A 26234-nucleotide genomic window follows, 5' to 3' on the forward strand; every position below is an offset into this window, starting at 1 on the left:
AAGTGCGGCGCGAAGGACAAAGAAGTGCGGCGCGAAGGACGCGGAACGGTCCCGCGGCACCCGGGGCATGCCCTACCGTGAAGCCCCTCAAAGCGGTGCGAGCCTGGCGGATACGGGGCGAGGGGGGCCACAGGTGCGGGCAGGGGAGGGCGACGACGGGACACCGGACTCCCGCCGGGACGGGGACGGGGGCGGGGACCCGGATCCGGGCCGCGGCGACGACCACATCGACTTCCGGCGAGGTGTCTTCCGGGGGCAGGTCGTCGGGAAGATGATCGTGAATCACGGCCCGCGCCGCCCCGAGCGGCCGGAGCGACCCGAGCGGCCGGAGCTTCCCGAGCGCCCCGGGCCCTGCACGTTGCCGATGGCCCAGCCCGGCTTCACCGGGCGGGCCGCGGAGCTGGCGGCGCTGGAGGCACGGCTCTGTCCGCCCGCCGACCCCGCCCCGGACACACCCGTCGTCTGTGTCGTCACCGGGCTCGGCGGGATGGGCAAGACCGCGCTCGCCCTGAAGGCCGCGCACCGGGCGCGCAAGGAGGGCTGGTTCACCGGCGGTGCCCTCTTCCTCGACCTCGCCGGCTACGACGACCACCCCGTCACCCCCACCCGGGCGGTGACGTCGCTGCTGCACGCCCTCGGTGACGGCGACGTCCGGCTCGGCTCCGAACCGGTCGGCCACTTCGGGGAGGAGGTCCACCAGCTGGACGCGTACCGGAGCCGTCTCGCGGCCCTCGCCGACGCCGGCCGACGGGTCCTGCTGGTGCTCGACAACGTCTCGGACTCGGCGCAGGTCTCACCGCTGCTGCCCGCCAGCGGTCTGCACTGCGTCCTGATCACCACCCGGGAGTGCCAGGAGTCGCTGACGGCCGCCGAGTTACCCCTCGGCCCCCTCAGCCCCGACGACTCCGTCCGGCTGATCGCCCCGGCGGTCCGCCGCCGCACCGCCGCCGCGGACGGGTGGACGCCGGAGGAGGCCGAGGCCGTACGCGAACTGACCCGGCTCTGCGGCCGTATGCCGCTCGCCCTGCGGATCGCCACCGCCCTGCTGCACCGGCGCCGGGTCGGCGACCCGCTCCCGTCCCTGGTCGGGGAGTTGCGCGCGGCAGCCGACCCCACCCGGGTCCTGACCAGCCGAGGGGTCGACGAGTACGGCAGGGTCCTCGCGCTCGCCCCCGTCTTCGACATGTCCTTCCGCCGGCTGCCCCGGGACCGGGCCCGGTCGCTGTGCGCGCTGGCCCAGGTGCCGTTCGCGGACTTCAGCACCGAGACGGCGGTGGTGGCCACCGGCCGGCCCCGCTCCGAGGCGCTGGAACTCCTCGACGACCTCGTGGGCGCCCACCTGATCACCGGGGAGGAGCCGGGCGACGGGTTCCCCGGCCGCTGGCGCATCCATGACCTGGTCCGCGGCTACGCGAGCGCGCTGGCCGTCGAGGACCCCACGCTCGTCGAGGAGGGCGGCCGGGCCCGCCGGCGGATACGGGACCACTACCGCGCCAAGACCGAGGCGGCCTGCCGCCGGCTGCGGGCGGCGCCCCCGGCCAACCCCCAGCCGGGCCCGCCGACAGGCCCGCTGCCGAGCTCGCTGTCCGGCGCGCTGCCCGACCCGCCGTCGGACCCGCCGTCCGACTCCCCGTCGGACCGGTCGCCCGACTCCTCGTTCGACTCGTCGTCCGGCCTGCTGCCCGACGTCTCGTCCGGTCCGTCGACCGGCCCGTTGGCCGACTTCTCGTCCCGCCCGTCATCCGGCCCGTGGTCCGACTTCTCGTCCGGCCGGTCGTCCGGCCCGTTCGAGGAGCGGGCGGAGGCGGTCGCCTGGCTCGACGCCGAGCGCGTCAACCTGGTCGCGGCCACCCTGTGGCCGGACGAACTCGACACCGACTGCACCGTGGCGCTCGCGCTGCACCTCGCCGAGTTCCTGCGCGAGCGGCGGTTCTTCGAGGACTGGGTCGCCGTCGGCCGCGCCGCCAGGGAACGGGCGCGCAAGTCGCCGGACCGGCAGGCGGAGGCGGCCGTCTGCAACCACCTCGGCAACGCGCTGCTGCGGGCCGACCGGTCCGAGGAGGCCGTCGAACCCCTCGTCCACGCGGCGGACCTGTTCCGCGCGCTCGGGGACACGACCGGCGAGGCCATCGCGTGGAACAACCTCGGACTCGCGCAGCGCAGGTCGGGCCTGCTGCACGAGTCCGCCGCCACCCACCGGCGGGCCCGCGACCGCTTCCGCGACACCGGTGACCTCTCCCACGAGGGCCGGGCCTGGCACAACCTCGGTCTGGTGCTGGAAACCCTGGGCCGGTACGCCGAGGCGGCCGCCGCGCTCCGGCGGGCCTGCGAGCTCCACCACGCCACCGGCAACCGTTTCCTGCACGGCGACTCCCTCAACAGCCTCGGCTGCGTGCTGCACACGGCGGGCCGCACCGACCTGGCCGTAGCCGCCCTGCGGGAGTGCCTCCGGATCCGCCATGACGACGACAACTGGCATGCCACCAGCCTGACCTGGAACAACCTCGCCCGGGTCCTGGACGGCACCGGCCGCACCGCCGAGGCCGCCCACGCCAGGAACCGCGCCGACGAGGCCGCCGCCCGCGCCGGGACCACCACCACCTCCTACGGCCACCACCACTGAACCCGCCTGCTCCGGCTGACCCGTCTCCTCTCCTCCGGCTGCCCCCGCTCCCCGGGGAGCGGCGCGGGCTAGGATCCCGCCCATGGCCCTGACCATGACCGACGTGGACCGGTTCGAGAGCTCCAGGCCCCGGCTGGAGGCGATCGCCTATCGCCTCCTCGGCTCCGCGAGCGAGGCCGAGGACGCCGTGCAGGAGACGTATCTGCGCTGGCAGGGCACCGACACCGACCGGATCGAGGTCCCCGAGGCCTGGCTGACGAAGGTGCTCACCAACCTCTGCCTCAACCAGCTCACCTCGGCCCGCGCCCGCCGCGAGACCTACGTGGGTGAGTGGCTCCCCGAGCCGCTGCTGGCGGGCGACCCGATGCTCGGCCCCGCCGACAGCGCGGAACGGCGCGAGTCGGTGTCGTACGCCGTGCTCGCCCTGCTGGAGCGCCTGACGCCCAGCGAGCGCGCGGTCTATGTGCTGCGGGAGGCCTTCGACTACCCGCACCGGGAGATCGCCGGGATCCTCGACCTCACCGAGGCCGCCAGCCAGCAGATCTTCCACCGGGCCAAGAAGCACGTCGCGGAGGGCAGGGCCCGCGCCGAGGTCGACGAGGCCGCCGCCCGGCGGATCATCGAGGAGTTCCTCGCGGCCGCCACCAGCGGCCGGACCGAGCCGCTGGTCCGGCTGCTCACCGAGGACGCCGTCGCGGTCGGCGACGGCGGCGGGAAGGTCCCGGCCCGCGCCCGGGCGTTCGAGGGCGCCGTCGCGGTCGCCACGTTCATGCGGGGCCTGTTCAAGCCGGGCCCGGCCCAGCGGGCCCTGGCCGGCGGCCCGGTCGACCTCTACGTCACGTCCGCGAACGGCGGCCCGGCCCTGGTGGCGGTGGTCGGCGGCCGGGTCTTCGGCGTCATGTGCCTGGAGATCACCGACGAGGGCATCGCCGCGTTCCGCAACCAGGTCAACCCCGACAAGCTGGAACGCGCGACCCGCCAGTGGGCGGCCACCGACCACGGCACCCCCCTGCTCCGCCTCTTCTGACCACCCGACCACCCCCTCTCTCCCATGTGACCTGCTTCACATCGCACTTCTGTCAGGAAACGCCGGCCTGCCCGGTTCAAGGGGCGGCTCCCCGAAGAACTCGAAGAACTCGAAGAACTCGAAGAGCCCAGAGAGCCCGAAGAACCCTCAGAACCCTCAGAACCGGATGACAGGAGTACGGACATGCAGCACCGCATCGTCGTCCTCGGAGCCGGATACACCGGAGCCAGCGCGGCCGGCCGCCTCGCCAGGCGGCTGCGCCGCGAGGACGTCGCCCTCACCCTCGTCAGCGCCGAGCCCGACTTCGTCGAGCGCGTCCGCATGCACCAGCTCGCGACCGGCCAGGAGCTACGGCCCCGGCCCCTCGCCGAGATGTTCGCGGGCACCGGGGTGGCGCTGCGGCTCGCGCGGGTCACCGCCGTGGACGTGGACCGGAAGACGGTCACCGTGGCCGCCGCGGACGGCACCGAGGACCTGCTGGAGTACGACACCCTCGTGTACGCCCTCGGCAGCGCCTGGCACGACCAGGGTGTCCCCGGCACCGCCGAGCACGCCGACGAGATCGCGAGCCGCCCCGGAGCGCTCCGCCTGCGCGAGCGGCTCGCCGCGCTGGGCGCCGGGGAGCCGGTGGTCGTGGTCGGCGGCGGCCTGACCGGCCTGGAGGCCGCGACCGAGATCGCCGAGGCCCGCCCGGACCTCGACGTGGCCCTCGCGGCCCGCGCCGGCCTAGGTGACTGGCTCTCGCTCAAGGGCCGCGGGCACCTGCGGAAGGTCGTCGACGAGCTGGGTGTCACGGTGCACGAACACACCGCCGTCACCGCCGTGTCGGCCGGCCAGGTCAGCACCGCCGGGGGCGGCACGCTCCCGGCCGCGGTCACGGTGTGGACCACCGGCTTCGCCGTCCACCCGATCTCCGGGGCCACCGCGCTGGAGGTCACCGACGCCGGCCGGATCGTCGTCGACGGCACCATGCGCTCCGTCTCGCACCCGGACGTGTACGCGATCGGCGACGCGGCGACGGCGACCGGCCCCGGCGGCAGGCCGCTGCGGATGTCCTGCGCCTCGGGCGTCCCCATGGCCTGGCAGGCCGCCGACGCCATCGCGGCCCGCCTGACCGGCGGCAAGCTCCCGAACACCCCGATCCGCTACTTCAACCAGTGCATCTCCCTGGGCCGCAAGGAGGGGCTGATCCAGTACGTCACGGCCGACGACCGCGCCGTACGCGCCGCCCTGACCGGCCGGACCGCCGCCGTCTACAAGGAACTGGTCTGCAAGGGCGCGGCCTGGGCCGTCGCCAACCCGCTGCTCGGCATCCCGGCCCGGCGCCGCCGCGTCGTAGCGCAGGCGGTTCCGCAGGCCGTACCGGCGGCCGGCACTCCGGCGTAATGCCCGGGCGCCCCCGTGCGCTCCTTAGGGCATGAGCGAGTACCTCCGTCTGCGAGCGGTGCCGGCCCCGGCACTGCGCAACAGCCCGGCCTGGCTGGAACGGCTCTTCGAGAGCGACGCGGAGACCGTCCGGCAACGGGTCGGCCGCCACCGCGAGGAGGTGCTGGACCAGCGCTACCCGGACCAGGAGCGCATCTACGCCGGCACCCCCGCGCACCGTTCCGGGCACCACCCGCACACCCAGGTGGTGCTCGGCGGCCGTCCCGTCTTCCGCACCGACCCGCACCGGCCGCCGCTGCTGGTGCTGACCGCCGCCCAGGCCCGCCGCGTGGCCGGCTTCCTGACGACCGCCGACTTCGACGCCCTCTGGGACGCCGCCCGCGACACACTCCTGCCCCGCTACGGCGGCACCGCCGCGGAACCCCGGACCTGGGGCGCGTTCGCCGCCGCCCACCACGAACTCCGAGCCTTCTACAGCCAGGCCGCCGAATCCGGCGACGCGGTCGTCAAATGCCAGTCGGAGCCCTGACCCCACCTACGCGACTACGCGCCCTTCGGCCCCGCCGACTGCACCACCTCGAACGACCACAGCGTCGACCCGGACGCCGCCGGCCTCGGCCGCTCCCCCTCCGCACCACCCCGGTGCGCGTCCTTCATCGGCCCCTCCATCCACGCCTGGAACGCCTCCTCGTCCCGCCACCGCGTGTACACCAGGTACTGGTCGGTCCCCTCGACCGGCCGCAGCAACTCGAACCACTCGAACCCGTCCGAGTTCTCCACGGCATGGGCCCGGGACGCGAACCGCTTCTCCAGCACCTCCCGCTGCTCGGCGGGCACGGTCAGCACATTGATCTTGACTACGCTCATGGACCCCATCCTGCCGCAGGGGTGATCAGGAGGGCGTGAGCGACCAGCACTCCCGCTGCCCAGGGTTGGTCCGACCGGTCGGATCTGACGGTGGGTCGCGCCGGGACGTTCCGGGCGGCGGCGGAGCCGAGGTTATGAAGGCGGCACCTGACCATCCGTGAACCCCAACCTCAGGAGCCATACGATGCGCCCCATCAGGGCAGCCTGTCTCGGCACGGCCACCGCGCTGGTCACGCTTCTCGCCTGCGCCCCTGGCGCGGCCGCCGCGACGCACACCGATGCCGAACACGCCAAGAGCGGACACCACGTCATCACGCTCATCGGCCACCTCGTCCAGCAGTCGCGCTTCCCCGTCAGCACCCGCGGCCCCGCCCAGGGCGACCGGACCGTCTTCCGCTCGCTCCTCTTCGACAAGAACGACAAGATCCAGGTCGGCGAGACCGACGGCACCTGCACCACCACCACGGTCGAGAACGGCGGAGCGGAGGAGTGTGTCGTGACCTACACGCTCCAGGGCGGCCAGATCTCCGTACAGGGGATGGTCTTCGGCATCCTCACCGACGGCAGCCCGACGATTCCTCCTCCCTCGTTCGACAACGCGATCACCGGCGGCACCGGGGAGTTCCGCGAGGCCCGCGGCCAGGTCCACGCCGACACGATCGGCACGGGCAAGCGGCGCTTCACGATCGACCTCCACCGCTGACCGACCCCACCCCACCCCACACGGAGCCCGGGCCGTCCACGGACGGCCCGGCTCCACCGGTCACCTCTGCTACAAGCCACCCGCATCGGCGCACGATGCCGCGCGTGACCCTGTTCCCAGGACACCGCCGTAGCCTCGGCGGCCCCGTTCAAGTGACGGCACGTGCCGGCTGGGACTCACCTGGACGCCGTGACCGGGGACCACATGCCGAGCCACTGCTCGGCGCCCCAGGCCTCGAACCGTTCCACCTCGGTGAACCCCAGCTTCGCCGCGAGACGCATCGAGGCGACGTTGGCGGTCTGGGTGGTGAGCACCACCGGCTCGCCGGGAAGCGCGCCGGCAAACCAGCCGAGTGCCGCCGCGCACGCCTCGGCGGCATACCCGAATCCCCACGCCCGCGGCAGGAACAGATAGCCGAGATCGGCCTTCCCCGCGGCAGCCGGGCGACGGTGTCCCGTCGCCCTCCTGAGCAGGATCTGGCCGATCATCGACCCGTCGAGATCGACGACGAAGCTCCCGGGCCACCGCTCGGGCACCCCGGGCAGTTCCCGCTCGAGCTCGTCACGCGGGCGGGGGCCACCGAGGTAGGTGTGCACCTCAGGCGAGGCGAGCAGTTCGACGAACGCCGCGCGGTCCCGGCCCCCGGGTTCACGGAGCACGAGCCGCCCGGTCCTGATCGGCTCGGGCGGCCATGCCACGGATCCCAGATCTGCCATCCGCGCAAGCTAACAGGCGCCCGGACCAACGGGCCCTGGACGCCTTGTACGGCAAGGAATTGACGTCCCGTCGGCGCGGATGACCGAGCCGAGGGCAGCAGGCGGGCCCGGCCCGGGGGCGATGTGGGCACCGTGGGGTGCTTGCGCGCCGTGCGGCGCGGTCGGCATCGTCCCCGCTGCCTCATCACAACAAGGGACAAGGAGGGCGACGTTGCTTGATTTCAGGCGGCTCGGGGCCTGTAGGGTGAGCAAACTCATGCGTGCCGGACCATCGACACGCCCATGTGTGAAGGATGCCGATGGACGCTAGCGCTCGGATCGACTCATGTCTGCTGGACGTCGCAGACCTGAGCATGGAAGCGTTGGACGGGCTCCTGGAGGAGCTGCCCGACAACGCGCTGGGCGCGGCGCTGCGACGTATGGTCGACGAGGCGGTCACCCCGGTCGGCGTGCCGTACGCGGCCTTCGACTCCGCGATGATCTGAGCGTCCCGCCGCTTTCTCCCTCCCCTCGCGCCCCTCTGACAGGTGATCAGAATCCGGCAGCTTGAGGCATCGCCCCTCGGGGTATGACCCCGGACACGCTCTGGCACACAGGTGGCACGCCGTCAGGTCGGCCGGAGAGCATTCGGGGGGCGCCTTGGTTCAGGAGCCGTACTTCTTCCTCAGCTACGCGCGGAAGGACAGTCCTGACGAGTTCGTCAAGCGGTTCTACGACGATCTCGTGCTGGAGCTGCGCCGGATCGGCGCCGATCCGGCGGCGCAGCCGCCGTTCCGGGACGTCGAGGGGCTGGGTCTGGGCGACGACTGGGCGCGGGTGCTCGGCGCCGCGGTCGGGCACTGCCGTGCGTTCGTCGCGCTGTACTCCCCGGCGTATCTGAACAGCGAGTACTGCGGCAAGGAGTGGACGGCCTTCCGGGCGAGGCTGCGGGAGTACCGCAGGGAGACCGAGATCGACGTCCCCGCGCTGGTGCCGGTCCTGTGGGCGCCCATGGAGGGGGAGTTGCCGGAGGAGATCGCCCGCTTCCAGTACCACGAGGCCGACATGGGCCCGGAGTACGTCACGCAGGGCCTGATGCAGATTCTGCGTACCGACCCGATGGGCCCGGGGTACCGCCGGGCCGTCCAGAAGGTCGCCGCCCGGGTGAAGATCGCCGCGGACCGCTTCCGGCTCCCTTTCACGTCCGGTCTCGACCTCGGTGAGGTGCGCGGCCTCTTCCCGGTGGCAGGGCGCCGGCGGGCCGCCGCGCCGGGCGCCGGGCACGTGGAGGTCTTCCTGGCCGCCGGCGTCGCCGACGAACTGCCCGAAGGGCGGCACCGGTCGGAGTACTACGGGCGCTCGCCGCGGGAGTGGACGCCGTACCACCCGCCCAAGGACCCCACGGTCGCCCGGCGGGCGCAGCGGGTGATCATGGAGTCGGGGCCCTACACCAGCAGTGTCGAGATCGTCGACGCCGAACTGAGCAGCCGCCTCGACGAATCGATGGCCAACAACCAGACGAGCATCCTGCTGATCGATCCGTGGGCCGTGCGCAACCCGGCCTACCGGGACGTCCTCGCGGACTACGACGGCCAGAACCGGCCGGCCACCGGTGTCCTCGTGCCCTGTCATGACTCTGACGAGGAGTCCGGTGACGAGCCGATCTGGGAGGACCTGAGCCGGGTGTTCTGGCGCAACTGGCGTCGGCAGAACGATCCGCACGATCCCCTGTTCCGGGTGCGCGTGGGCGGGGACGAGTTCGACGACCAGCTCGCCGTGATGCTGGCGGTGGCCCAGAACCGGCTGATGGAGATGGAGGGCACCACGTCCCTCCGGACCCCCACGGGGCCGACGCCGCCCCCGATGGCCGGGCTCACCATCCCGGGCCCGGCCATTCCGCCCGACATGCCGCCGCGGTTCCCGTACCTCGGCGCCGCACCCACACCCCGTCTGGACGCCGCCGCGCCTGCGCAGCGGCCGCTCGGCGGACCACTCGTTCCGAAGGACCCAGACGATGACCAGTAGTCCCGGCGGACCGGGCAAGATCGTCACGTTCTACTCGTACAAGGGCGGCACCGGACGGACCATGGCGCTCGCCAACGTCGGCTGGATCCTCGCCAGCGGCGGCCACCGGGTGCTGCTGGTCGACTGGGACCTGGAAGCACCCGGTCTGCACCGCTATCTGCACCCCCTGCTGGTCGACCCCGAACTGCGCTCGTCCGACGGCCTGATCAACATGATGCAGGCCTACGTGCGCGCGGTGCTGAGCCCCGACCCGCCCACGGTCCGGGAGCCGGTGGGCGGCTCCGGGCCGCGGCGGGCCGCGACCGCCACCGCCGAGGCCGACGACTGGCTGCAGGCTGCCGCGGACCTGACCCCGTACACCGTCGGTCTGCTGCTGGAACTGCCCGACGGCGGCAGGCTGGACTTCCTGCCCGCCGGCCGGCAGTCGGCCGCCTACTCCCCGGCCGTCACCAGCTTCAACTGGCACAGCTTCTACGACCGGCACCATGGCGGGTACTTCCTCCAGGCACTGCGCGAGAAGATGATCGCCACCTATGACTATGTGCTGATCGACAGCCGGACGGGCGTCAGTGACACCTCCGGCATCTGCACCGTCGTCCTGCCCGACGTCCTCGTCGACTGCTTCACGATGAGCGCCCAGAGCATCCGCGGCGGTGTGGACGCGGCGGTCGCCGTACGACACTCCGCGTTCCGCGACATCAAGGTGCTGCCGGTCCCCATGCGAGTCGAGGAGGCGGAGACCGAACGCCTGGAGGCCGGACGGGACTTCTCCCGCGCCGAGTTCGACCCCTTCCTGCACTGGCTCCCGGAGGAGGACCGCAGCCGCTACTGGGGCGAGATCGAGATCCCGTACAAGGCGTTCTACGCCTACGAGGAGATCCCCGCCACCATCGCCGACCGGCCCCGCCAGGAGCGCTCGCTGCTCACCGCGTTCGAGCGGCTCACCGAATGGATCTCGGACGGCCGGGTACGCCGGCTCGCCCCGCTGCCCGCGGAGCGGCGGGCCGAGCTGCGCGCCGCCTATCTGCGGGCTCCCCGCACCCTGCCCACCCAGATCTACCTCAGCTACGCGCCGCTCGGCCGGGTCTGGGCGGAGTGGACGGCGGAGGCCCTGGAGGCGGTCGGCTACCAGGTCTCGATGCACAGCACGGTCGCCCCGGACAGCAGCGTCCTGCCCGAGGTGGCCGGCACCCTGAGCGGCCAGGGCCGGGTACTCGCCCTGCTGTCGCCGGACTACGCGAGCCAGTCGCGGGCCGCCACGATCCGCCTCCAGCTGGCCGGGCACGAGACGCTCGGCGGCCCCGGCCTGGTCGGCGTCCGTCTCCAGGACCTCGACCCGGCGGGCACGGGCCCGTACCTGGACAGCACGCTCGCCGACCTCAGCCGGGGCGGTCCGGCCGAGGCCGTCGACCAGCTGCTGACGGTCCTCGGGCCGCCCTCGGGCCGGCGTCTCCCGGACGGGGCCGCCGCGGCCGCCGCGGCGGCCCTGCCCGGCTTCCCCCGCTCCATACCGGAGGCCCTGCGCCTGCCGTCCCGCAACATCACCTTCACCGGACGCGGCCCGCTCCTGGAACGGCTGCGTGACCACTTCACCGGCGGGCCCGCCGCCGCCGTGCCCAGCCAGGCGCTGTACGGGCTCGGCGGCATGGGGAAGACGCAGACGGCACTCGAGTACGCGCACCGGTACAAGTCCTCGTACGACGTGGTCTGGTGGATGGACGCAGCCCAGCCGGGCTTCATCCGCTCGGCCCTCGCAGACCTCGCCCCCCATCTCGGCCTGGTGAAGGGCGAGGACGTGGGCAGCACCGCCGAGGCCGTGCTGCGCGCCCTCGGGCAGGGACAGCCGTACGGACGCTGGCTCCTGGTGTACGACAACGCCGGCAACCCCAAGGAACTCGACGGACTCCTGCCGTCGGGACCGCCCGGCGGACATGTGCTGGTCACCTCACGGGACCGGGCCTGGGTCAACAGTGCGGGGCGGGCCGAGGTGGAGGTCTTCACCCGTGCGGAGAGCGTCGAACTGCTGCACAGGTACAGCCCGTTGCTCTCCACCGAGGACGCGGGGGAGATCGCCCTCGAACTCGGCGACCTGCCCCTCGCGGTGGGACAGACGGCGACCTGGCTGAGCGAGAGCAACATGCCCGTCGACCGCTACCTCGCCCAGTTGCGCGACCGCCCCGCCGACATCCTCGAGACCACCCAACTGTCACCCCGGGAGTACCCCAACTCCGCCGCCCGGACCTGGCAGATCGCCGTGGCGGACCTGCGCAGGCGCGACCGGGCCGCCGCCGAGATGCTGGAGATCTGCTCCTTCTTCGGCCCCGAACCCATCCCCATGCGGCTGCTCTACGGCCAGGCCGTCACCCGGGCCCTGACCGCGGACACGGACGAACCCCCTGACGAGATGGCCGTCGCCCAACTGCTGCGCCTCCTCAACCGGTACGGCCTGGCCCGCAGCGACCAGGGCAGCGAGACCCTGACCGTGCACCGACTGGTCCAGGCGGTCATCCGGGACGGGGTCGGCGAGCAGCGCTGGACGGAACTGCGCAGGGTGGTGCACACGGCGCTGGTGGACGCCAATCGGGGCAACAACCCGGAGGCCCCGGGCGACTGGGACAAGTACGACGAACTCCTGCCCCACCTGGAGCCCTCCCGCGCGTCCGCCGACCCCAACCCCGAGGTCCGCAAGCTGATCGTCGACTCGGTGCGCTATCTGTGGAAGCGCAGCCTGTACAGCACGGCCCACGGCCTCGCCGAACGCACCCTGGAACGCTGGGGGCGGCCGGACTTCCCCGGCGGCCCCGACGACACGAACACCCTCTTGCTCCGTACCCAGCTGGGCAATGTGCTCCGCTCGCAGGGGCTGTTGGACGACGCGTACGAACTCGACCGCGACGTGCTGGAGAGGTTCACCCGCACCAAGGGCCCCGAGTATTCGGGCACCCTCGCCGCCGCCGGCAACGTCGGCGCCGACCTGCGTGCCCTCGGCCGCTACCAGGAGGCCCGCGAGCTGGACCGGAACACCTATCAGGCGGCATACGCCGCGTTCGGCGAGGACCACCAGCGCACCCTCATGTACGCCAACAACCTGGGCATGTCCGAATATCTCGCGGGTGACCGCCGGGCCGCCCTGGAGCTGCACCGCTCGGCCTACGAACGGCAGCGGCAGAACCAGAGCAGCACGAAACCGCGCACCCTGAACCTGGCCAACAACTACGCGCGCGACCTGCGCGAGACCGGGGACCTCCGGCAGGCGCTGTCCCTGCTGGAGACGACCACGCGCCAGTACCAGCAGCTGCTCGGCGACGGGCACAGCGACACCCTGCGGGCGCGCAAGAACCTGGCCGTGGCCCTGTGCCGGTACGGCCGGTACGCCGAGGCCCGCGACATCGACGAGGACATCCACCACCGCTACCAGCAGGCCCATGGCCCCGACCACTACGACACCCTGGGCGCCGCCTGCAGCCTGGCCGGCGACCTGGCCGCGCTCGGCGACACCGCGCGGGCGCTGGAACTCACCGAACGGGCCCTCGGCCGCTACAAGGACTACCTGGGCGAGAGGCATCCGGTCACCCTGGTCTGCGCCAACAACATGGCGGTGTACCTGAGACTGGAGGGCCGCGCGGCGGAGGCCCTCGCGCTCTCGGGAAGTACCGCCCAACACCTGCGCGAGGTCCTCGGCGAGACCCACCCGCACACCTATTGCTGCATGCTCAACCACGCCAACGACCTGGTGGCGGCGGGCCGGATCCAGGAGGCCGCCGACCTCGAGGAGACGGTGCGGCAGGGACTGCTGGCCACGCTGGAGCCCGACCACTACGACGCCATCGGCAGCACCTCCAACCTCTCGCTCACCCTGCGCGAGCTCGGCCGTACGGCGGAGGCGGACGACCTGCGCGCGGACGCCCTGGCCCGCGCCAGGCGCACCCTGGGTGAGCAGCACCCGACGACGCTGGCGATCGCACACGGGGTGCGACTGGACTCCGACATCGAGCCGCCGACCACGTGAGAGGCGCCCGGCGGCGCGGCGCGGCCCGAGCCGGGCCGTCCGGAAACCGGTGAGTCCGGGAACTGACGGGCTGTAGGATGCCGCCACCCGCCAGCACCCGTTCCCGTGTCGACCCGGCCGTCGGCGGGAGCGGCTCCGGTGCGCCCCAGCGAGGCTGGCCCATGGTCCCGTTCCGGCAGTTCCTGTTGAAGATCCACAGTCGCTGCAACCTCGCGTGCGACTACTGCTACGTCTACGAGTCGGTGGACCAGAGCTGGCGCGACCGCCCCCGTGCCATGGCCCCCGGCACCGTGCGCCGGACGGCCGCGCTGATTGCCGAGCACGCCCGCCGGAACGGCCTGACCGAGGTCCACGTCGTGCTGCACGGCGGCGAGCCGCTGCTGGTGGGGGCGGCACGGCTGGACGCCATGCTGCGCCAACTCACCGACGCCCTGCGCGGGGTGGCGGAGCTGCGGCTCACGCTGCAGACCAACGGCCTGCGGCTGGTCGAGGACCCGGCGCTGCTGCCGGTGCTGGCCCGGCACGGAGTCCGGGTCGGGGTCAGCCTCGACGGCACGGCCGCCACGCACGACCGGCACCGCCGACGCCCCGACGGCCGCGGCAGCCACACCGACGTGGCGCGGGCGCTGCGCCTTCTCGCCGACGGCCGGTACCGCGCCCTCTATGCCGGTGTGCTGTGCACCGTCGACCTCGCCGCCGACCCCGTCGAGACCTACGAGGCGCTGCTGGAGTTCGCGCCGCCCCAGCTCAACCTCCTTCTGCCGCACGGCACCTGGGACAGTCCGCCGCCCGGCCTGGCCGACCGGACCGGCCCACCCCGCACGGCGCCCGGCACCGTCCCCGAGGAACCGGTGCCGTACGCGCGCTGGCTGTGCGCGGTGTTCGACCGCTGGTACGACGCACCGCGCCGGGAGACCGGGATCCGGCTCTTCGAGGAGATCCTGGCGCTGCTGCTCGGCGGCTCCGCCCGCAGCGAGACCGTCGGACTCACCCCGGTCGACCTCGTGGTGGTCGAGACCGACGGCACGATCGAGCAGGCCGACTCGCTCAAGGTGACCTACCCCGGAGCCCCGGGCACCGGTCTGGACGTCTTCCGGCACACCTTCGCCGACGCCGCCCGCCACGAGGCCTTCCGGGCCCGGCAGCGGGGGCTGGCCGGCCTCGGCCCGGTCTGCACCGCCTGCCCCCGCGCGACGGTCTGCGGCGGCGGACTGTACGCCCACCGCTACCACCCCGGGTCGACGCCGACCCCCTTCGCCGCGCCGTCCGTCTACTGCCGGGATCTCGCCGTTCTCGTCGACCACATCGCCGACCGGCTGCGCCGGGACGTCACGGCGCTCCGTGCGGCGGCGGAGCCGGCGACGACATGACGGCGTCCGGCGTCCGGTCCACCCGCGAGGAGCAAGCCCCCGTGCCCGTACCGCCCTCCGTCCCACCCCCCGCCCTCGGCACGCACGACCTGGCACCGGACCTGTTCGACGCCGTCGCCCGCGCCCGCGGCGGCCCCGCGGCCGTGACCGAGCTGAGGCGCGGTCAGCTCAGCAAGCGCAAGCTGCTGTTGCTGGCCGCCCGCCGGTCGCTGCCGTCCGGCACCGGCTTCGACGAGCCGTACCGGCGGCTGGCCGCCCTGTACCGCGACGACCCGGACCGCTGGCGAAAGACGATGCTCCACCCCTATCTGCACGAGGGCCTGGCCCGGGCACTGTCCGAGTGCGCCCACGGGGCTCGGCCCGACCTCTCCTGGTTCGGCGAGCTGGTCGACGGCGGACCGGCCGCGCTGTCCGGACCGCACCGGCTGTCCACCGAGTGCGACGGCGTGGTGCTGCGCGTGCGGCTGGCCGACCGCGGCCCGTTCCGCGACGCCCACGGCTACACCCCCGCCGAGCCGCTGGGCGCCGACGAGGTCGAGCAGTGGCAGCGGGCCCTGGACGGTGCCTGGCAGGTCCTGGTCCGCCGGCATCCCTGGCACGCCCGGGCCGTCGCCGCCTGCGTGTCCACCCTGGTGCCGGTCCACCCGGCGCCGGGCGGCACATCGGTGAGTTCCGCGGCCCGCCGGGCCCACGGCGCCGTCGCCCTCTCCCCGCCCGGCGATCCCGTGCTGCTGGCCCTCACCCTGGTCCACGAGTTCCTGCACATCCAGCTCGGGGCCCTGCTGGACGTGGTCCCCCTGCACGGACCGGCGTCACCACGCCGCTATCACGCCCCCTGGCGCCCCGACCCCCGGCCGGTGGACGCGCTCCTCCAGGGAACCTACGCCCACCTGGGGGTCTGCGACTTCTGGCACACCGAACAGCGGGCCGTCGCGCCGTGTCCCCGGGCCGAGCGCGAGCACGCCACCTGGTACGGGCACACCTCCGTTGCCGTGGACACGCTCCTCGGCAGCGGCGAACTCCTCCCGGCCGGCCTGCGCTTCACCGAGACGATGCGCGAGGCCCTCGCCCGGCTGGACGGAGAGTGAGCCCGGCCGCACACGGCAGCGCTCACAGCCACTCCCAAGAATTCATCGAACTCACGTACAACCCTTACCCCTTCAAGGGGGTCTCCTGAGCGCCGGACAGCTTCGAGTCCGGACGTCCGCCGGGTGCGGACGGCCCCCGCATGCCGCAGGAGACAACCCGCATGCACACGTTCCCGCGACTCGCCCTCGCGACGGCCACCGCGGCCGCGCTGACGGGCGGTCTGCTCACGTTCTCGGCCGCTTCGGCATCGGCCGCGGACTCCGTCAAGGTCGCACACGCCGACTTCAACGGTGACGGCTACGGCGACATCGCCACCTCGGCGGCCACCGCCTACGTCAGCGGCCACAAGGGCGCCGGCCAGGTCGTCGCCCTCTACGGCTCCGCCACCGGCGTCACGACCACCAAGCGCACCACCCTCAGCCAGAACAGCACCGGCGTCCCCGGCACCGCCGAGGCCGGCGACCAGTTCGGCTACGACCTGGCGTACGCCGACTTCAACGCCGACGGCTACGACGACCTCGCCGTCGCCTCCCCGACCGAGAAGGTCGGCACCGACACCAACGGCGGCACCGTCACCCTGCTGTGGGGCTCCAAGAGCGGCCTCACCGGCAAGGGCGTCGACCTCAAGGACCCCTCGCCGAGCGGTCACGACTACTGGGGGCAGACCCTCGCCGCCGGTGACTTCGACGGCGACGGCAAGGCCGACCTCGCCATCGGCAGCTCCGCCGCCACCCTGTGGGTGTTCAAGGGCGGCATCGCGAGCAACGGCACCCCCGGCGGCCGGTACACCGTCAAGCCGCCGATCGAGCCGGGCACCGACTCCTACCCGTACGGCCCGATGCACCTCACCGCCGGTGACGTCAACGGCGACGGCCGTACCGACCTGGTCGTCGACGGGTACGAGACGAAGACCAGCGACCACTGGAACACCAACTACTGGCTGCCCGGCACCGCGAACGGCCTGACCGCCACCGGCGCCAAGGCCCTCAAGAGCGGCATCGTCACCGGCGTCGGCGACATCAACGGCGACGGCTTCGGCGACATCGTCAGCGGCGCCTCCTGGGACGCCAGCAGCGGCGGGACCGTCTTCCCGGACTCCGCCAACGGGGGCCGGGTGGCCATCACCTACGGCAGCGCCTCCGGCCCGGCCAAGGCCACCATGTTCAACCAGAACAGCAGCAGCGTCCCCGGCACCTCCGAGAAGGGCGACGGCTTCGGCTGGGACCTCGACCTCGGTGACGTCAACGGCGACGGCTACGCCGACCTGGTCGTCTCCACGCCCAACGAGGACATCGGCAGCAACACCAACACCGGCCAGGTCACCGTCCTGTACGGCGCGAAGACCGGGATCAACCTCGCCTCCGGCGCCCAGTCCTTCGCCCAGAGCACGGCCGGCGTCCCCGGCGACGACGAGAAGAACGACCTCTTCGGCGCCGACGTCAAGCTCGACGACGTCACCGGCGACGGCCGCGCCGACCTCGTCATCGGCTCGTACGAGAACGGCGGCGACGGCGCGGTGACCTACCTGCCGTCCAACGGCTCGAAGATCACCACGACCGGATCGCGGGCCCTCGCCGCGAGCAAGGTGGGCATCTCGACGACCGGCGTCCCGCAGTTCGGCGCCATCTTCGGCGACTGATCCACGATCCACCGGCCGGCCGACCGTCCCCGCACGCCGTGCGGGGACGGTCCTCCGGCACACCTCCTCCGCGCACCCGCGCACCCGCGCACCTGCGCCACCCTTCACGCCGCCGACCTCAGGAGTTCTCTCCCGTGAACGGACACCACCGTCGTCGCCTCGCCCTCGCGACCGTCACCGCCGCCGCGCTGACCGGCGGACTGCTGACCCTCTCGGCCCCCGCCGCCTCCGCCGCCACGGCCCGTGCCTACAAGGCCGACTTCAACCACGACGGTTACGGCGACGTCGCCTTCGCCGCCCCCTACGCCAAGGTCGGCGGCAAGAACATGGCCGGGTACGTCGCCGTGGTCTACGGCAGCTCCTCCGGGCTCAACCCCGCCAAGCGCACCATCGTCAGCCAGAACACCACCGGTGTCCCCGGCACCGCCGAGACCGAGGACTTCTTCGGCCGCGCGCTCGCCGTGGCCGACTTCAACAAGGACGGCTACACCGACCTCGCCGTCGGCGCGCCCGGCGAGGACACCGGCACGGACACCGAAGGCGGTTCGGTCACGATCCTGTGGGGTTCGGCGAGCGGCCTGAAGAACGGGACGACGGTCAAGGACCCCTCCGCGACCAAGCACGAGGCCTGGGGCTCGGTCCTGGCCGCCGGCGACTTCAACGGCGACGGCAAGGCGGACCTGGCGTCCGGCACGGCCGGGTCGTACGCCTACATCGTCAAGGGCGGCTTCACCAAGTCCGGCACCACCGGCGGCACCCAGAAGGTCCCCACCCCGGAGAAGGCGGAGTTCGGCATCGACGCGCTCGCCGCGGGCGACACCAACGGCGACAAGAAGGCCGACCTCGTCCTCACCTACCGCACCGCGCTCGCCTCGGACCCGTCGGACAGCTGGTCCAAGGGCGCCGCCTACCTCGGCGCGTCCACCGGCGTGGTCACCACCAAGCCGCGCCCGCTGAACGGCGGCACCTCCCTCGCCCTGGGCGACATCGACGGCGACGGCTACGACGAGATCGCCATCGGCAACGTCTTCGCGAAGGAGGACGACCACACCGGCACCCTCGGCGGCCAGGTCACCGTCATCCGCGGCAGCAAGGGCGGCCCGGTCAACGGCGACGCGCCCATGGCCGAGCTCACCCAGTCCGCCACCGGCGTCCCCGGCACCGACAAGGAGGGCGACGGCTTCGGCGGCTCCGTCTCCATCGGGGACACCAACGGCGACGGCTACGGCGACCTCGCCATCGGTGTCGTCTTCAAGGACATCGGCGCGGCCGAGGACACCGGCCTCGTCGTGCTGATGAACGGCTCGGCCGACGGCGTCTCCCGCACCGGCGCCCGCACGATCTCCCAGAACACCGTGGGGGTTCCCGGCACCAACGAGTCCACGGACTACTTCGGCTCCGACCTCGTGCTCTCGGACGTCAACAAGGACGGCAAGGCGGACCTGACCGTCGCGGCCGGCTTCGAGGACGGGGGCGTCGGCGCGGTCACCGCCCTGCGCGGCAGCGCGTCCGGCATCACCGCCACGGGTGCCAAGTCCTTCGGCCCGGGCACCTTCGGGCTCTCCCGCACGTACGGCGCGTTCGGCACGGGCCTCACCGGCTGACGCGCCATCACCGGATGTCACGTCATCTCACTGCCTCACGGGGGAAAACCATGCACAAGCGCACCACCCTGCTCCTCGCCACGGCCCTCACCACCGGCCTGCTCACCGCCCTGCCCGCCGCCACCGCCTCCGCCGCCCCCTCGGGCCTGTCCGGGGACTTCAACGGCGACGGCTACCGCGACCTCGCGATCGCCGCGCCCGTCGCCAAGGTCTCCGGCAAGTCCGGGGCCGGCTATGTGGCGGTCGTCTACGGCACCAAGAGCGGCCTCGACACCACCAAGCGCCAGATCATCAGCCAGGCCACCACCGGCGTCCCCGGCAACCCGGCCTCCGGCGACTACTTCGGCGACCGGCTCACCTCCGGCGACCTGGACGGCGACGGCTACACCGACCTGGTCGTGGGCGTGCACAGCGAGCGGATCGGCACCACCGACTCCTACGGCAACGTGACCGTGCTCTGGGGCGGCGCGAGCGGCCTCAAGGGCGCCAGCAACCTCTCCTCGCCGCTGCCGAGGTACCGCAACGAACTCGGCTGGGCGCTGGCGGCGGGCGACTTCGACGGCGACGGCCACACCGACCTGGCCGTCGGCAACAACTCCACGCCGTCCCTGAACATCTTCCGCGGCCCCTTCACCCGCAAGGGCAAGGCGGCCGCCCTGGTCGGCATCGACACGGTCGACCAGACCACGATCTACTCCGACAAGCTGATCGCGGGCGACGTCAACGCCGACGGAAAGACCGACCTGCTGGTCATGGGCCAGGAGGAGACCTCCTCCGGCGGCTACCGCACCCGCAGCGTCCTCTACACCGGGACCAGCGCCACCGGCGGCACCCTCAAGGTCGGCAAGAAACTCGCGGGCGGCTACGACGCGGTCATCGCCGACGTGAACAAGGACGGCTACGGCGACATCGTCACCGGCAACTTCATGGAGAAGTCGGCCGATGAGCCCAACGGCGGCCTCGGCGGCGCGGTCACCGTGACGTACGGCGCGGCCGGCGGCCTCAGCAGCCGTACGCCGGTCCGCATCACCCAGGACACGGGGGGCGTCCCGGAGAAGGGCGAGAAGAACGACGGCTTCGGCTGGAGCCTGTCCGCCGGGGACGTCAACGGCGACGGGTACGCGGACATCGCCGTCGGCGCCTACGCCGAGACGCTCGGCGCGAAGAAGCAGGCGGGCACGGTCACCGTGCTGCGCGGCTCGGCGAGCGGCCTGACCGGCAGCGGCGCCAAGCTCTTCTCCCAGGACACCGCGGGCGTGCCCGGCACCGCCCAGTCCCAGGACTTCTTCGGCTCCTCGGTCCGCCTCACCGACGCCAACCGCGACGGCCGCGCCGAACTGGTCGCGGGCGCCTACGGCGAGGGCCGCGGCGCAGGCGCCGTCTGGCTCTTCAAGTCCACCACCGCCGGCGTCACGGCAAGCGGCTCCAAGACCTTCACCGGCCCCACCCTGGGCGGCCCGTCGGGCACCGCCTACTTCGGCGACGTACTGGAGGGCTGACCATGCGCGTCCGTACGGCGGCGGCCCTCGCCGCCCTCCTCACCGCGGGCCTCGTCCCGCTCGCCGGGCAGGCCTCCGCCGCGCCCGCCAGGTACACGGACGACTTCAACGGCGACGGCTACCACGACCTCGCCTCCGCCGCTCCCGGCGCCACGGTCGGCGGCCGGGCGCGGGCCGGTGCCGTGGTCGTCACCTACGGCTCCGCGTCCGGCGTCCGGGCCTCGCACCGCACGGTCGTCACCCAGAACTCGGCGGCCGTCCCCGGCACCGCCGAGAAGGGCGACACGTTCGGGTCGGCGCTCGCCTCCGGGGACCTGAACCGGGACGGCTACGCGGACCTGGTCGTCGGCGCCGAGGGCGAGAACGGCGGCGCCGGGACGGTGACGATCCTCTGGGGGAGCGGCAGGGGCCTGTCCGGGGGCCGTACCGTCCCCGACCCGGCCGCCTCCTCCCACCAGCGCTTCGGCATGTCCCTGGCCGTCGGCGACTTCACCGCGGACGGCCGGGCCGACCTGGCCGTCGGCAGCACCGGCGCCGACGTGCAGATCTTCCGGGGCGGCTTCACCAGGACCCACGGAGCCGCGTCCCGCACCTGGGTGGTGCCCTCCCTGGCCACCGGCGACAGCTACGGCTCCCGGTCGCTGGCCGCGGGCGACATCAACGGCAACGGCGTCGACGACCTGGTGATCAGCGGCAGGTTCCGGACCGGGAGCGGCGAATACGCCGACGGCAACCTGGTGTACCTGGGCGCGGACTCCCGGCCGAGGGCGCTGCGGATGCTGGTGGACGGCGGCAGGCAGCGGGCGGTCCTCGGCGACGTCAACGGGGACGGCTACGACGACATCGTCACCTCCGACGTCCTCGTCTACGGCGACAAGGCCGGGCCGGGCCGGGTCCTCGCCTACCTGGGTGGCGCCCACGGCGTGAGCCCCACCCCGCAGGCGTCCCTCACCCAGGACAGCCCCGGCGTCCCCGGCGCCACCCGGGCACCGGGCACCTCCTCCTTCGGCGCCGCGCTCTCCGTCGGCGACGTCGACGGCGACGGCTACGCCGACGTGGCGGTCGGCACGCCCTACGAAGGGGTCACCACGGCCCCGCGGACCGGCACCGTCACGCTGCTGCGCGGCTCCGCCGCCGGCCTCACGGGCGAGGGCGCCACCCGCTGGACCCAGAACACCCCCGGCGTCCCCGACCTCGACGAGACCGACGACTTCTGGGGCAGCGCCGTCCACCTGGCCGACCTCGACGGCGACGGCCGCGCCGATCTGGCGGTCGGCGCCCGGCACGAGAACGGCGGACGGGGCGCCGTATGGGCCCTGCGCGGCTCCTCCTCGGGCCTGACGACGACCGGCGCGGTGAGCTTCACCGCGGCGCGGGCAGGGCTGCCGGGCACCGGGGCGCAGCTGGGCTCCCTGTTCGCGCGGTGACCCGCACGAAGCGGCCCCGAGACGCCCTATGACACCCTGTGACGCCCCCTGGGGAAGCCCCTAGGGGGCCCCTAGGGGATGTCACAGCTCTGCCGCAATGGCGGGCTCGGGTGCCCGAGCCCGCCACACGGATCTCCGGGACCAGGTACGTTCGATGACGTGGCTGGATTCAGGAACGGACGCGGCGGCCGGGACAACCGTGCCCCGCAAGCGCGACCGCAACAACCCGCGTACGGGCAGCAGGCACCGCCGCAGAGCTTCGGCGGGCAGCCGGCGGGACCGTCGTACGGGTACCCGTCGGCCCCGCGGCCGCCGTACCCGCAGCAGGGCGGCGCGTCCGGCTGGCCGCAGGCGCAGTCGCGCGGCGGCCACCCGGGACAGGGCGGCGGCGACGGCCCGGAGTACTTCGGCGACGACCACGGCTACGGCGGCGGATACGGCGCCGGCGGCCCCGACCCGTACGCGGCGAACCAGCCGGGTCACACCCAGGCCTTCTCGGTCGACGAGGCCGGTGCCTACACGCAGGGCGCCACCTACCACGCCGGCTCGGCGGCGGCGCCGTCCGGGCCGATCGGGCCGCGCCTGCACTGGAAGGACCTGCTGCGGGGGATCGTCCTCGCCCCGAACCAGACCTTCCTCCAGATGCGGGACTACGCGATGTGGGCCCCCGCCCTCATCGTCACCTTCCTCTACGGCCTGCTCGCCGTCTTCGGCTTCGACGGCGCCCGCAAGGACGCGATCAACGCCACCCTCACCAACGCGGTGCCGATCGTCCTGGTGACGGCGATCGCGATGGTGATCTCCGCGTTCGTGCTCGGCGTGGTGACCCACACCCTCGCCCGCCAGCTGGGCGGCGACGGCGCCTGGCAGCCCACGGTCGGCCTCTCCATGCTGATCATGTCGATCACCGACGCCCCGCGCCTCCTCTTCGCGATGTTCTTCGGCGGCGACGCGGGCTTCGTCCAGATCCTCGGCTGGGTCACCTGGATCGCGGCGGGCGCCCTCCTCACCCTCATGGTCGGCAAGTCCCACGACCTGCCCTGGCCGAAGGCCCTGGGCGCGTCGGCGATCCAGCTGATCGCCCTGCTGTCGATCGTGAAACTCGGCACCTTCTGACCACCGTCACCGCCGACACGAGAAGGGCCCCCGGCTGCCTCGCCGGGGGCCCTTCCTCGGTGCGCGCGCACCTACCTCACGCGTCCAGCACCTGCCCGGCCCGCTTCACCACGGGCGGTTCGACGCTCCACGGGAAGTTGATCCAGTCGTCGGTCCGCTTCCACACGTACTCGCACTTCACGAGGGAGTGGGACTTCTCATAGATCACGGCGGACCGCACCTCGGCGACCGTGTCCAGGCAGAAGTCGCGGACGAGCTTGAGCGTCTTGCCGGTGTCGGCGACATCGTCGGTGATCAGCACCTTCTTGTCGCTGAAGTCGATGGCGTTGGGGACGGGCGCGAGCATGACCGGCATGTCGAGGGTCGTCCCCACCCCGGTGTAGAACTCGACGTTCACCAGATGCAGGTTCTTGCAGTCGAGGGCGTAGGCGAGCCCGCCGGCGACGAACACCCCGCCGCGCGCGATGGAGAGCACTATGTCCGGCTCGTACCCGTCGTCGGCGATGGTCTGCGCGAGCTCCCGCACGGCGACGCCGAACCGCTCGTAGGTCAGGTTCTCCCGTACGTCACCGCTCATGCCCGGCCCCTCACACCTGCGTCCGATGGAAATTGAGGAAGGAGCGGGAGGCGGTGGGACCGCGCTGCCCCTGGTAGCGGGAGCCGTAGCGCTCACTGCCGTAGGAGTGCTCGGCGGGGGAGGAGAGCCGGAACATGCACAGCTGCCCGATCTTCATGCCCGGCCACAGCTTGATGGGAAGGGTCGCGAGATTGGAGAGCTCCAGGGTCACGTGCCCGCTGAACCCCGGGTCGATGAACCCGGCGGTGGAGTGGGTGACGAGCCCGAGCCGCCCGAGCGAGGACTTCCCCTCCAGCCGCGAGGCGAGATCGTCGGGAAGCGAGATGACCTCGTACGTCGACGCGAGCACGAACTCACCGGGGTGGAGGATGAAGGGCTCGTCGCCCTCCGGCTCCACCAGCCGGGTGAGGTCCGGCTGCTCGACGGAAGGGTCGATGTGCGGGTACCGGTGGTTCTCGAACACCCGGAAGAACCGGTCCAGCCGCACGTCGATGCTCGACGGCTGCACCATGGATTCGTCGTAGGGATCGATCCGTACCCGCCCGGCGTCGATCTCGGCCCGGATGTCCTTGTCTGAGAGAAGCACGCCCCGAGGATACGCAAGGCGCGCGGACCCACGACAATCGTGACGAGTCCACGCGCCTGTGTGACTGCGATTTCCTACTGCTTCTGCCGCTGCTGTGCCTCTGCAGCTATGCGGCTATGCCGCTCTACGCCGGCTCATGCTTCTCGAGCGCGACCGGCACGACACTGCGCAGCCGGGCGCACTTCGGACACCGGACCAGCCGGCCGGGGCCGAGCCGCTCGGCCTGCTGCATCGGGAACGAAGCGGTGCTGAACACGTGCCCTTCGGCACAGCGGACGACGGTGCGTTCCATCAAGTCCCTTGAGTCCCTTCCCCAGGAGCCGCGTCGGGCTTACTGCCGTGACGACGGAAAGCCACATTACGGGATCAAAGGGACGGCTCTCCAGGCGGCACTCCGGCCCACCCGGACCCTCTCCCACAGCCCCACCGTACGCCCCAACTCCGGCCCACCGCAGCCCGATCCCACCCCCGAAACACAGCCGAACCCCACGGTCCCGGCACCGGTGGTCCACCATGAGGTACAGTGAGCGAGCGTTCAGACACCGACCCCGTCGGCGTCTTACGCGGGTGTAGTTTAATGGTAGAACATCAGCTTCCCAAGCTGAGAGCGCGAGTTCGATTCTCGTCACCCGCTCCAGCAGAAACCCCCAGGTCGTGGACCCGGGGGTTCTTTGTTGTCTAGGCCGGTGGGTGGGTGCCGCACCACTAGCGCACCATTAGCCCGCTGATGACTCCTGCGTGTGGTGCGGACGGCCGTTCTCGCGGTCCTCCTTGTGGTGCTTCGCCCGCTCGGAGCGCACCATGCCGTCCAGCCCTGCGGCGACCTCCCGTTGCCGCTCGTCATCGGAGTGCTGGTCAAGCCGCGGCTGCGCTCCGCTCCGCCGCCGCTCCTGCCTTCGGCCCGCTCCGGCGGGCTGCGCCAACGCGCGCCCACGTGAGAGGCCGGGGCGATGGGTGATCACCGTACGCATGCCACGGTCAAGGCGATGCCTCCGGCGGGGGATCGGCCGGCACCGGGATGGAGGGGGCGCCGTTCCCGGCCGTCGGTCCGTCGACCCAGGCAGAGCCGAGCAGACGCGGTTCATGGCGTCCAGGTCGTTCGTACGGTGGCGCGCTCCACCTGGACGCCATGAACCACGCCCGCTCCACGGTGTGTGGGTCGACGGCGGACGGGATGGGAGCCGGGGTGAGTGGTGGGCTGGGCTGTGGAAGCGATGTTGCGCTTGTAGTCTCCGGGCAAGGACGTTCAGCGGTGGGGGGAAGCATGCGTGTCTGGTATTTCGTCATGGCAATACCATTTTGTGCGATCGCCATGTATTGCACCTTTGGTGCTGTCGTAACCGGTTTTTTTGAGCGTGGTGATCCACAGAGGCCGCGGACCCTGAAAACACTCTTGATCGCCGGAGTCGCATGCTGGGCGATAGCGATCTTTCTCGTGTCCCTGTGAGAGCTGTCGTGCCGCAACGGATATGTCAAGCGGTCCCTGATCTCTGACACCAATGCCTGACACCAACAGGCGCCGACGAGGACGACCAGCACGAAACTTTGGCGGACTAGCGATCCAGGCAGAAGACCGGTTGACCCACTATGCCGAGCCCTCACGATCGACCTGATAAAGATGACGCTCATCCGTCACGAAGACTCGTAGAGTCGGGCCGTCCCGACAACAGGTGCCCGGGGGTGCCCGAGGCGTAGGCCGAACCGGTGGGAGTAAGAGGCGGCTCGCGGGGTGGCCGTACGAGCGTGGCGCGCGATCGGCGTCCTGAGTAGTCCCCACCGGACCCCGGCTGTACAGCAGCGAAGTACAGCAACCACAGCAACCGACTACGCACGGCAGTGCCCATCAGCACCCATCCGGCAGCCTGTATGACCGCCGATGACCGATCTCTGTAGAGCTACGGATCAGAAGGCTTCTGACATCCAGAGCTGACATCAACGACGCCGAACGATGGCGTACACCGGCGCCCCTGTCCGGCTGTCGTACCCATCGAC

The 26234-nt window shown here is 72.3% G+C and carries 20 protein-coding genes and 1 tRNA gene; 16 read left to right on the plus strand and 5 right to left on the minus strand.

Annotated features, from left to right (window positions below; genetic code table 11):
* Positions 1-133: 133 nt before the first annotated feature.
* From ACIPSJ_RS18180 to ACIPSJ_RS18195, 4 genes are all read left to right on the plus strand, one after another.
* A complete protein-coding gene (locus ACIPSJ_RS18180) occupies positions 134-2623 on the plus strand; it encodes a tetratricopeptide repeat protein (protein WP_401346803.1) in 2490 nt (829 codons plus the stop codon).
* 82 nt (positions 2624-2705) lie between these two features.
* Positions 2706-3650 carry an RNA polymerase sigma factor SigJ gene (gene sigJ, locus ACIPSJ_RS18185; RefSeq protein ID WP_401346806.1) on the plus strand — a complete coding sequence of 315 codons (945 nt, stop codon included), beginning with the start codon at positions 2706-2708 and terminating at the stop codon, positions 3648-3650.
* Between the two features lie 183 nt (positions 3651-3833).
* On the plus strand, positions 3834-5036 hold the full coding sequence (locus tag ACIPSJ_RS18190; RefSeq protein ID WP_359206793.1) for an FAD-dependent oxidoreductase: 1203 nt from the start codon (positions 3834-3836) through the stop codon (positions 5034-5036).
* Positions 5037-5067: 31 nt separating this feature from the next.
* Complete coding sequence (locus ACIPSJ_RS18195) at positions 5068-5565, plus strand: DUF1877 family protein (RefSeq protein ID WP_359206790.1); 498 nt, start codon at positions 5068-5070, stop codon at positions 5563-5565.
* 14 nt (positions 5566-5579) lie between these two features.
* Here the strand turns inward: ACIPSJ_RS18195 and ACIPSJ_RS18200 are convergent, their stop codons facing one another.
* Positions 5580-5903, minus strand: a complete 324-nt coding sequence (locus ACIPSJ_RS18200) for an antibiotic biosynthesis monooxygenase family protein (protein ID WP_401346810.1) — start codon at positions 5901-5903, stop codon at positions 5580-5582.
* Positions 5904-6087: 184 nt separating this feature from the next.
* Between ACIPSJ_RS18200 and ACIPSJ_RS18205 the strand changes: the two genes are divergently transcribed.
* Entirely contained in the window at positions 6088-6606 is a 519-nt protein-coding gene (locus tag ACIPSJ_RS18205; RefSeq protein WP_359206754.1) for an allene oxide cyclase barrel-like domain-containing protein, read from the plus strand.
* A 176-nt stretch (positions 6607-6782) separates the two neighbouring features.
* On the opposite strand, the gene ACIPSJ_RS18210 is transcribed toward ACIPSJ_RS18205, so the two are convergent.
* On the minus strand, positions 6783-7322 hold the full coding sequence (locus ACIPSJ_RS18210; RefSeq protein WP_401346812.1) for a GNAT family N-acetyltransferase: 540 nt from the start codon (positions 7320-7322) through the stop codon (positions 6783-6785).
* Between the two features lie 299 nt (positions 7323-7621).
* Here ACIPSJ_RS18210 and fxsA point away from each other — a divergent pair, with 299 nt between their 5' ends.
* From fxsA to ACIPSJ_RS18260, 10 genes are all read left to right on the plus strand, one after another.
* The gene (fxsA, locus tag ACIPSJ_RS18215; RefSeq protein ID WP_355710213.1) at positions 7622-7807 is read left to right on the plus strand and encodes an FxSxx-COOH cyclophane-containing RiPP peptide; all 186 of its coding nucleotides are present in this window, start codon (positions 7622-7624) and stop codon (positions 7805-7807) included.
* A gap of 154 nt (positions 7808-7961) precedes the next feature.
* Positions 7962-9326: an FxsC protein gene (fsxC, locus tag ACIPSJ_RS18220; protein WP_359206745.1), complete on the plus strand. Its 1365-nt coding sequence runs from the start codon at positions 7962-7964 to the stop codon at positions 9324-9326.
* Complete coding sequence (fxsT, locus tag ACIPSJ_RS18225; protein ID WP_401346815.1) at positions 9316-13335, plus strand: FxSxx-COOH system tetratricopeptide repeat protein; 4020 nt, start codon at positions 9316-9318, stop codon at positions 13333-13335. Before fsxC ends, fxsT begins: the two co-directional genes overlap by 11 nt.
* A 161-nt stretch (positions 13336-13496) precedes the next feature.
* Positions 13497-14705: an FxsB family cyclophane-forming radical SAM/SPASM peptide maturase gene (locus ACIPSJ_RS18230; RefSeq protein ID WP_401346817.1), complete on the plus strand. Its 1209-nt coding sequence runs from the start codon at positions 13497-13499 to the stop codon at positions 14703-14705.
* Positions 14706-14746: 41 nt separating this feature from the next.
* Positions 14747-15793, plus strand: coding sequence for an aKG-HExxH-type peptide beta-hydroxylase (locus ACIPSJ_RS18235; protein ID WP_401346819.1), 1047 nt, complete (start codon positions 14747-14749; stop codon positions 15791-15793).
* Between the two features lie 161 nt (positions 15794-15954).
* Complete coding sequence (locus ACIPSJ_RS18240; RefSeq protein ID WP_359206733.1) at positions 15955-17433, plus strand: FG-GAP and VCBS repeat-containing protein; 1479 nt, start codon at positions 15955-15957, stop codon at positions 17431-17433.
* Positions 17434-17567: 134 nt separating this feature from the next.
* Positions 17568-19037: an FG-GAP-like repeat-containing protein gene (locus ACIPSJ_RS18245; RefSeq protein ID WP_401346821.1), complete on the plus strand. Its 1470-nt coding sequence runs from the start codon at positions 17568-17570 to the stop codon at positions 19035-19037.
* Positions 19038-19087: 50 nt separating this feature from the next.
* On the plus strand, positions 19088-20536 hold the full coding sequence (locus ACIPSJ_RS18250) for an FG-GAP-like repeat-containing protein (RefSeq protein ID WP_401346823.1): 1449 nt from the start codon (positions 19088-19090) through the stop codon (positions 20534-20536).
* 2 nt (positions 20537-20538) lie between these two features.
* Entirely contained in the window at positions 20539-21963 is a 1425-nt protein-coding gene (locus ACIPSJ_RS18255) for an FG-GAP-like repeat-containing protein (RefSeq protein ID WP_401346826.1), read from the plus strand.
* Positions 21964-22041: 78 nt separating this feature from the next.
* Complete coding sequence (locus ACIPSJ_RS18260; RefSeq protein WP_359206721.1) at positions 22042-23079, plus strand: YIP1 family protein; 1038 nt, start codon at positions 22042-22044, stop codon at positions 23077-23079.
* 76 nt (positions 23080-23155) lie between these two features.
* On the opposite strand, the gene ACIPSJ_RS18265 is transcribed toward ACIPSJ_RS18260, so the two are convergent.
* The 3 genes from ACIPSJ_RS18265 to ACIPSJ_RS18275 all read right to left on the minus strand — a co-directional run bounded on the left by ACIPSJ_RS18265 (position 23156) and on the right by ACIPSJ_RS18275 (position 24534).
* Positions 23156-23656: a phosphoribosyltransferase gene (locus tag ACIPSJ_RS18265; RefSeq protein ID WP_359206718.1), complete on the minus strand. Its 501-nt coding sequence runs from the start codon at positions 23654-23656 to the stop codon at positions 23156-23158.
* Positions 23657-23666: 10 nt separating this feature from the next.
* Positions 23667-24242, minus strand: coding sequence for a dCTP deaminase (gene dcd, locus ACIPSJ_RS18270; RefSeq protein WP_355710236.1), 576 nt, complete (start codon positions 24240-24242; stop codon positions 23667-23669).
* A 124-nt stretch (positions 24243-24366) separates the two neighbouring features.
* Complete coding sequence (locus tag ACIPSJ_RS18275) at positions 24367-24534, minus strand: hypothetical protein (RefSeq protein WP_355710238.1); 168 nt, start codon at positions 24532-24534, stop codon at positions 24367-24369.
* Positions 24535-24805: 271 nt separating this feature from the next.
* Between ACIPSJ_RS18275 and ACIPSJ_RS18280 the strand changes: the two genes are divergently transcribed.
* Positions 24806-24879, plus strand: a tRNA-Gly gene (locus tag ACIPSJ_RS18280).
* Positions 24880-26234 lie beyond the last annotated feature (1355 nt).

This window comes from Streptomyces sp. NPDC090088, assembly GCF_044747345.1.
Classification (GTDB): Bacteria; Actinomycetota; Actinomycetes; order Streptomycetales; family Streptomycetaceae; genus Streptomyces.

Excerpts from the sequence above, each read along its gene's own strand:
- ACIPSJ_RS18250 (WP_401346823.1), top strand. The coding sequence starts at position 19,088 with ATGCACAAGCGCACCACCCTGCTCCTCGCCACGGCCCTCACCACCGGC.
- ACIPSJ_RS18275 (WP_355710238.1), bottom strand. The coding sequence starts at position 24,534 with ATGGAACGCACCGTCGTCCGCTGTGCCGAAGGGCACGTGTTCAGCACC.
- fxsA (WP_355710213.1), top strand. The coding sequence starts at position 7,622 with ATGGACGCTAGCGCTCGGATCGACTCATGTCTGCTGGACGTCGCAGAC.
- ACIPSJ_RS18190 (WP_359206793.1), top strand. The coding sequence starts at position 3,834 with ATGCAGCACCGCATCGTCGTCCTCGGAGCCGGATACACCGGAGCCAGC.
- ACIPSJ_RS18265 (WP_359206718.1), bottom strand. The coding sequence starts at position 23,656 with ATGAGCGGTGACGTACGGGAGAACCTGACCTACGAGCGGTTCGGCGTC.
- ACIPSJ_RS18195 (WP_359206790.1), top strand. The coding sequence starts at position 5,068 with ATGAGCGAGTACCTCCGTCTGCGAGCGGTGCCGGCCCCGGCACTGCGC.
- fxsT (WP_401346815.1), top strand. The coding sequence starts at position 9,316 with ATGACCAGTAGTCCCGGCGGACCGGGCAAGATCGTCACGTTCTACTCG.
- ACIPSJ_RS18240 (WP_359206733.1), top strand. The coding sequence starts at position 15,955 with ATGCACACGTTCCCGCGACTCGCCCTCGCGACGGCCACCGCGGCCGCG.
- ACIPSJ_RS18205 (WP_359206754.1), top strand. The coding sequence starts at position 6,088 with ATGCGCCCCATCAGGGCAGCCTGTCTCGGCACGGCCACCGCGCTGGTC.
- ACIPSJ_RS18255 (WP_401346826.1), top strand. The coding sequence starts at position 20,539 with ATGCGCGTCCGTACGGCGGCGGCCCTCGCCGCCCTCCTCACCGCGGGC.
- sigJ (WP_401346806.1), top strand. The coding sequence starts at position 2,706 with ATGGCCCTGACCATGACCGACGTGGACCGGTTCGAGAGCTCCAGGCCC.
- ACIPSJ_RS18210 (WP_401346812.1), bottom strand. The coding sequence starts at position 7,322 with ATGGCAGATCTGGGATCCGTGGCATGGCCGCCCGAGCCGATCAGGACC.
- ACIPSJ_RS18200 (WP_401346810.1), bottom strand. The coding sequence starts at position 5,903 with ATGAGCGTAGTCAAGATCAATGTGCTGACCGTGCCCGCCGAGCAGCGG.
- ACIPSJ_RS18260 (WP_359206721.1), top strand. The coding sequence starts at position 22,042 with ATGTCACAGCTCTGCCGCAATGGCGGGCTCGGGTGCCCGAGCCCGCCA.
- ACIPSJ_RS18230 (WP_401346817.1), top strand. The coding sequence starts at position 13,497 with ATGGTCCCGTTCCGGCAGTTCCTGTTGAAGATCCACAGTCGCTGCAAC.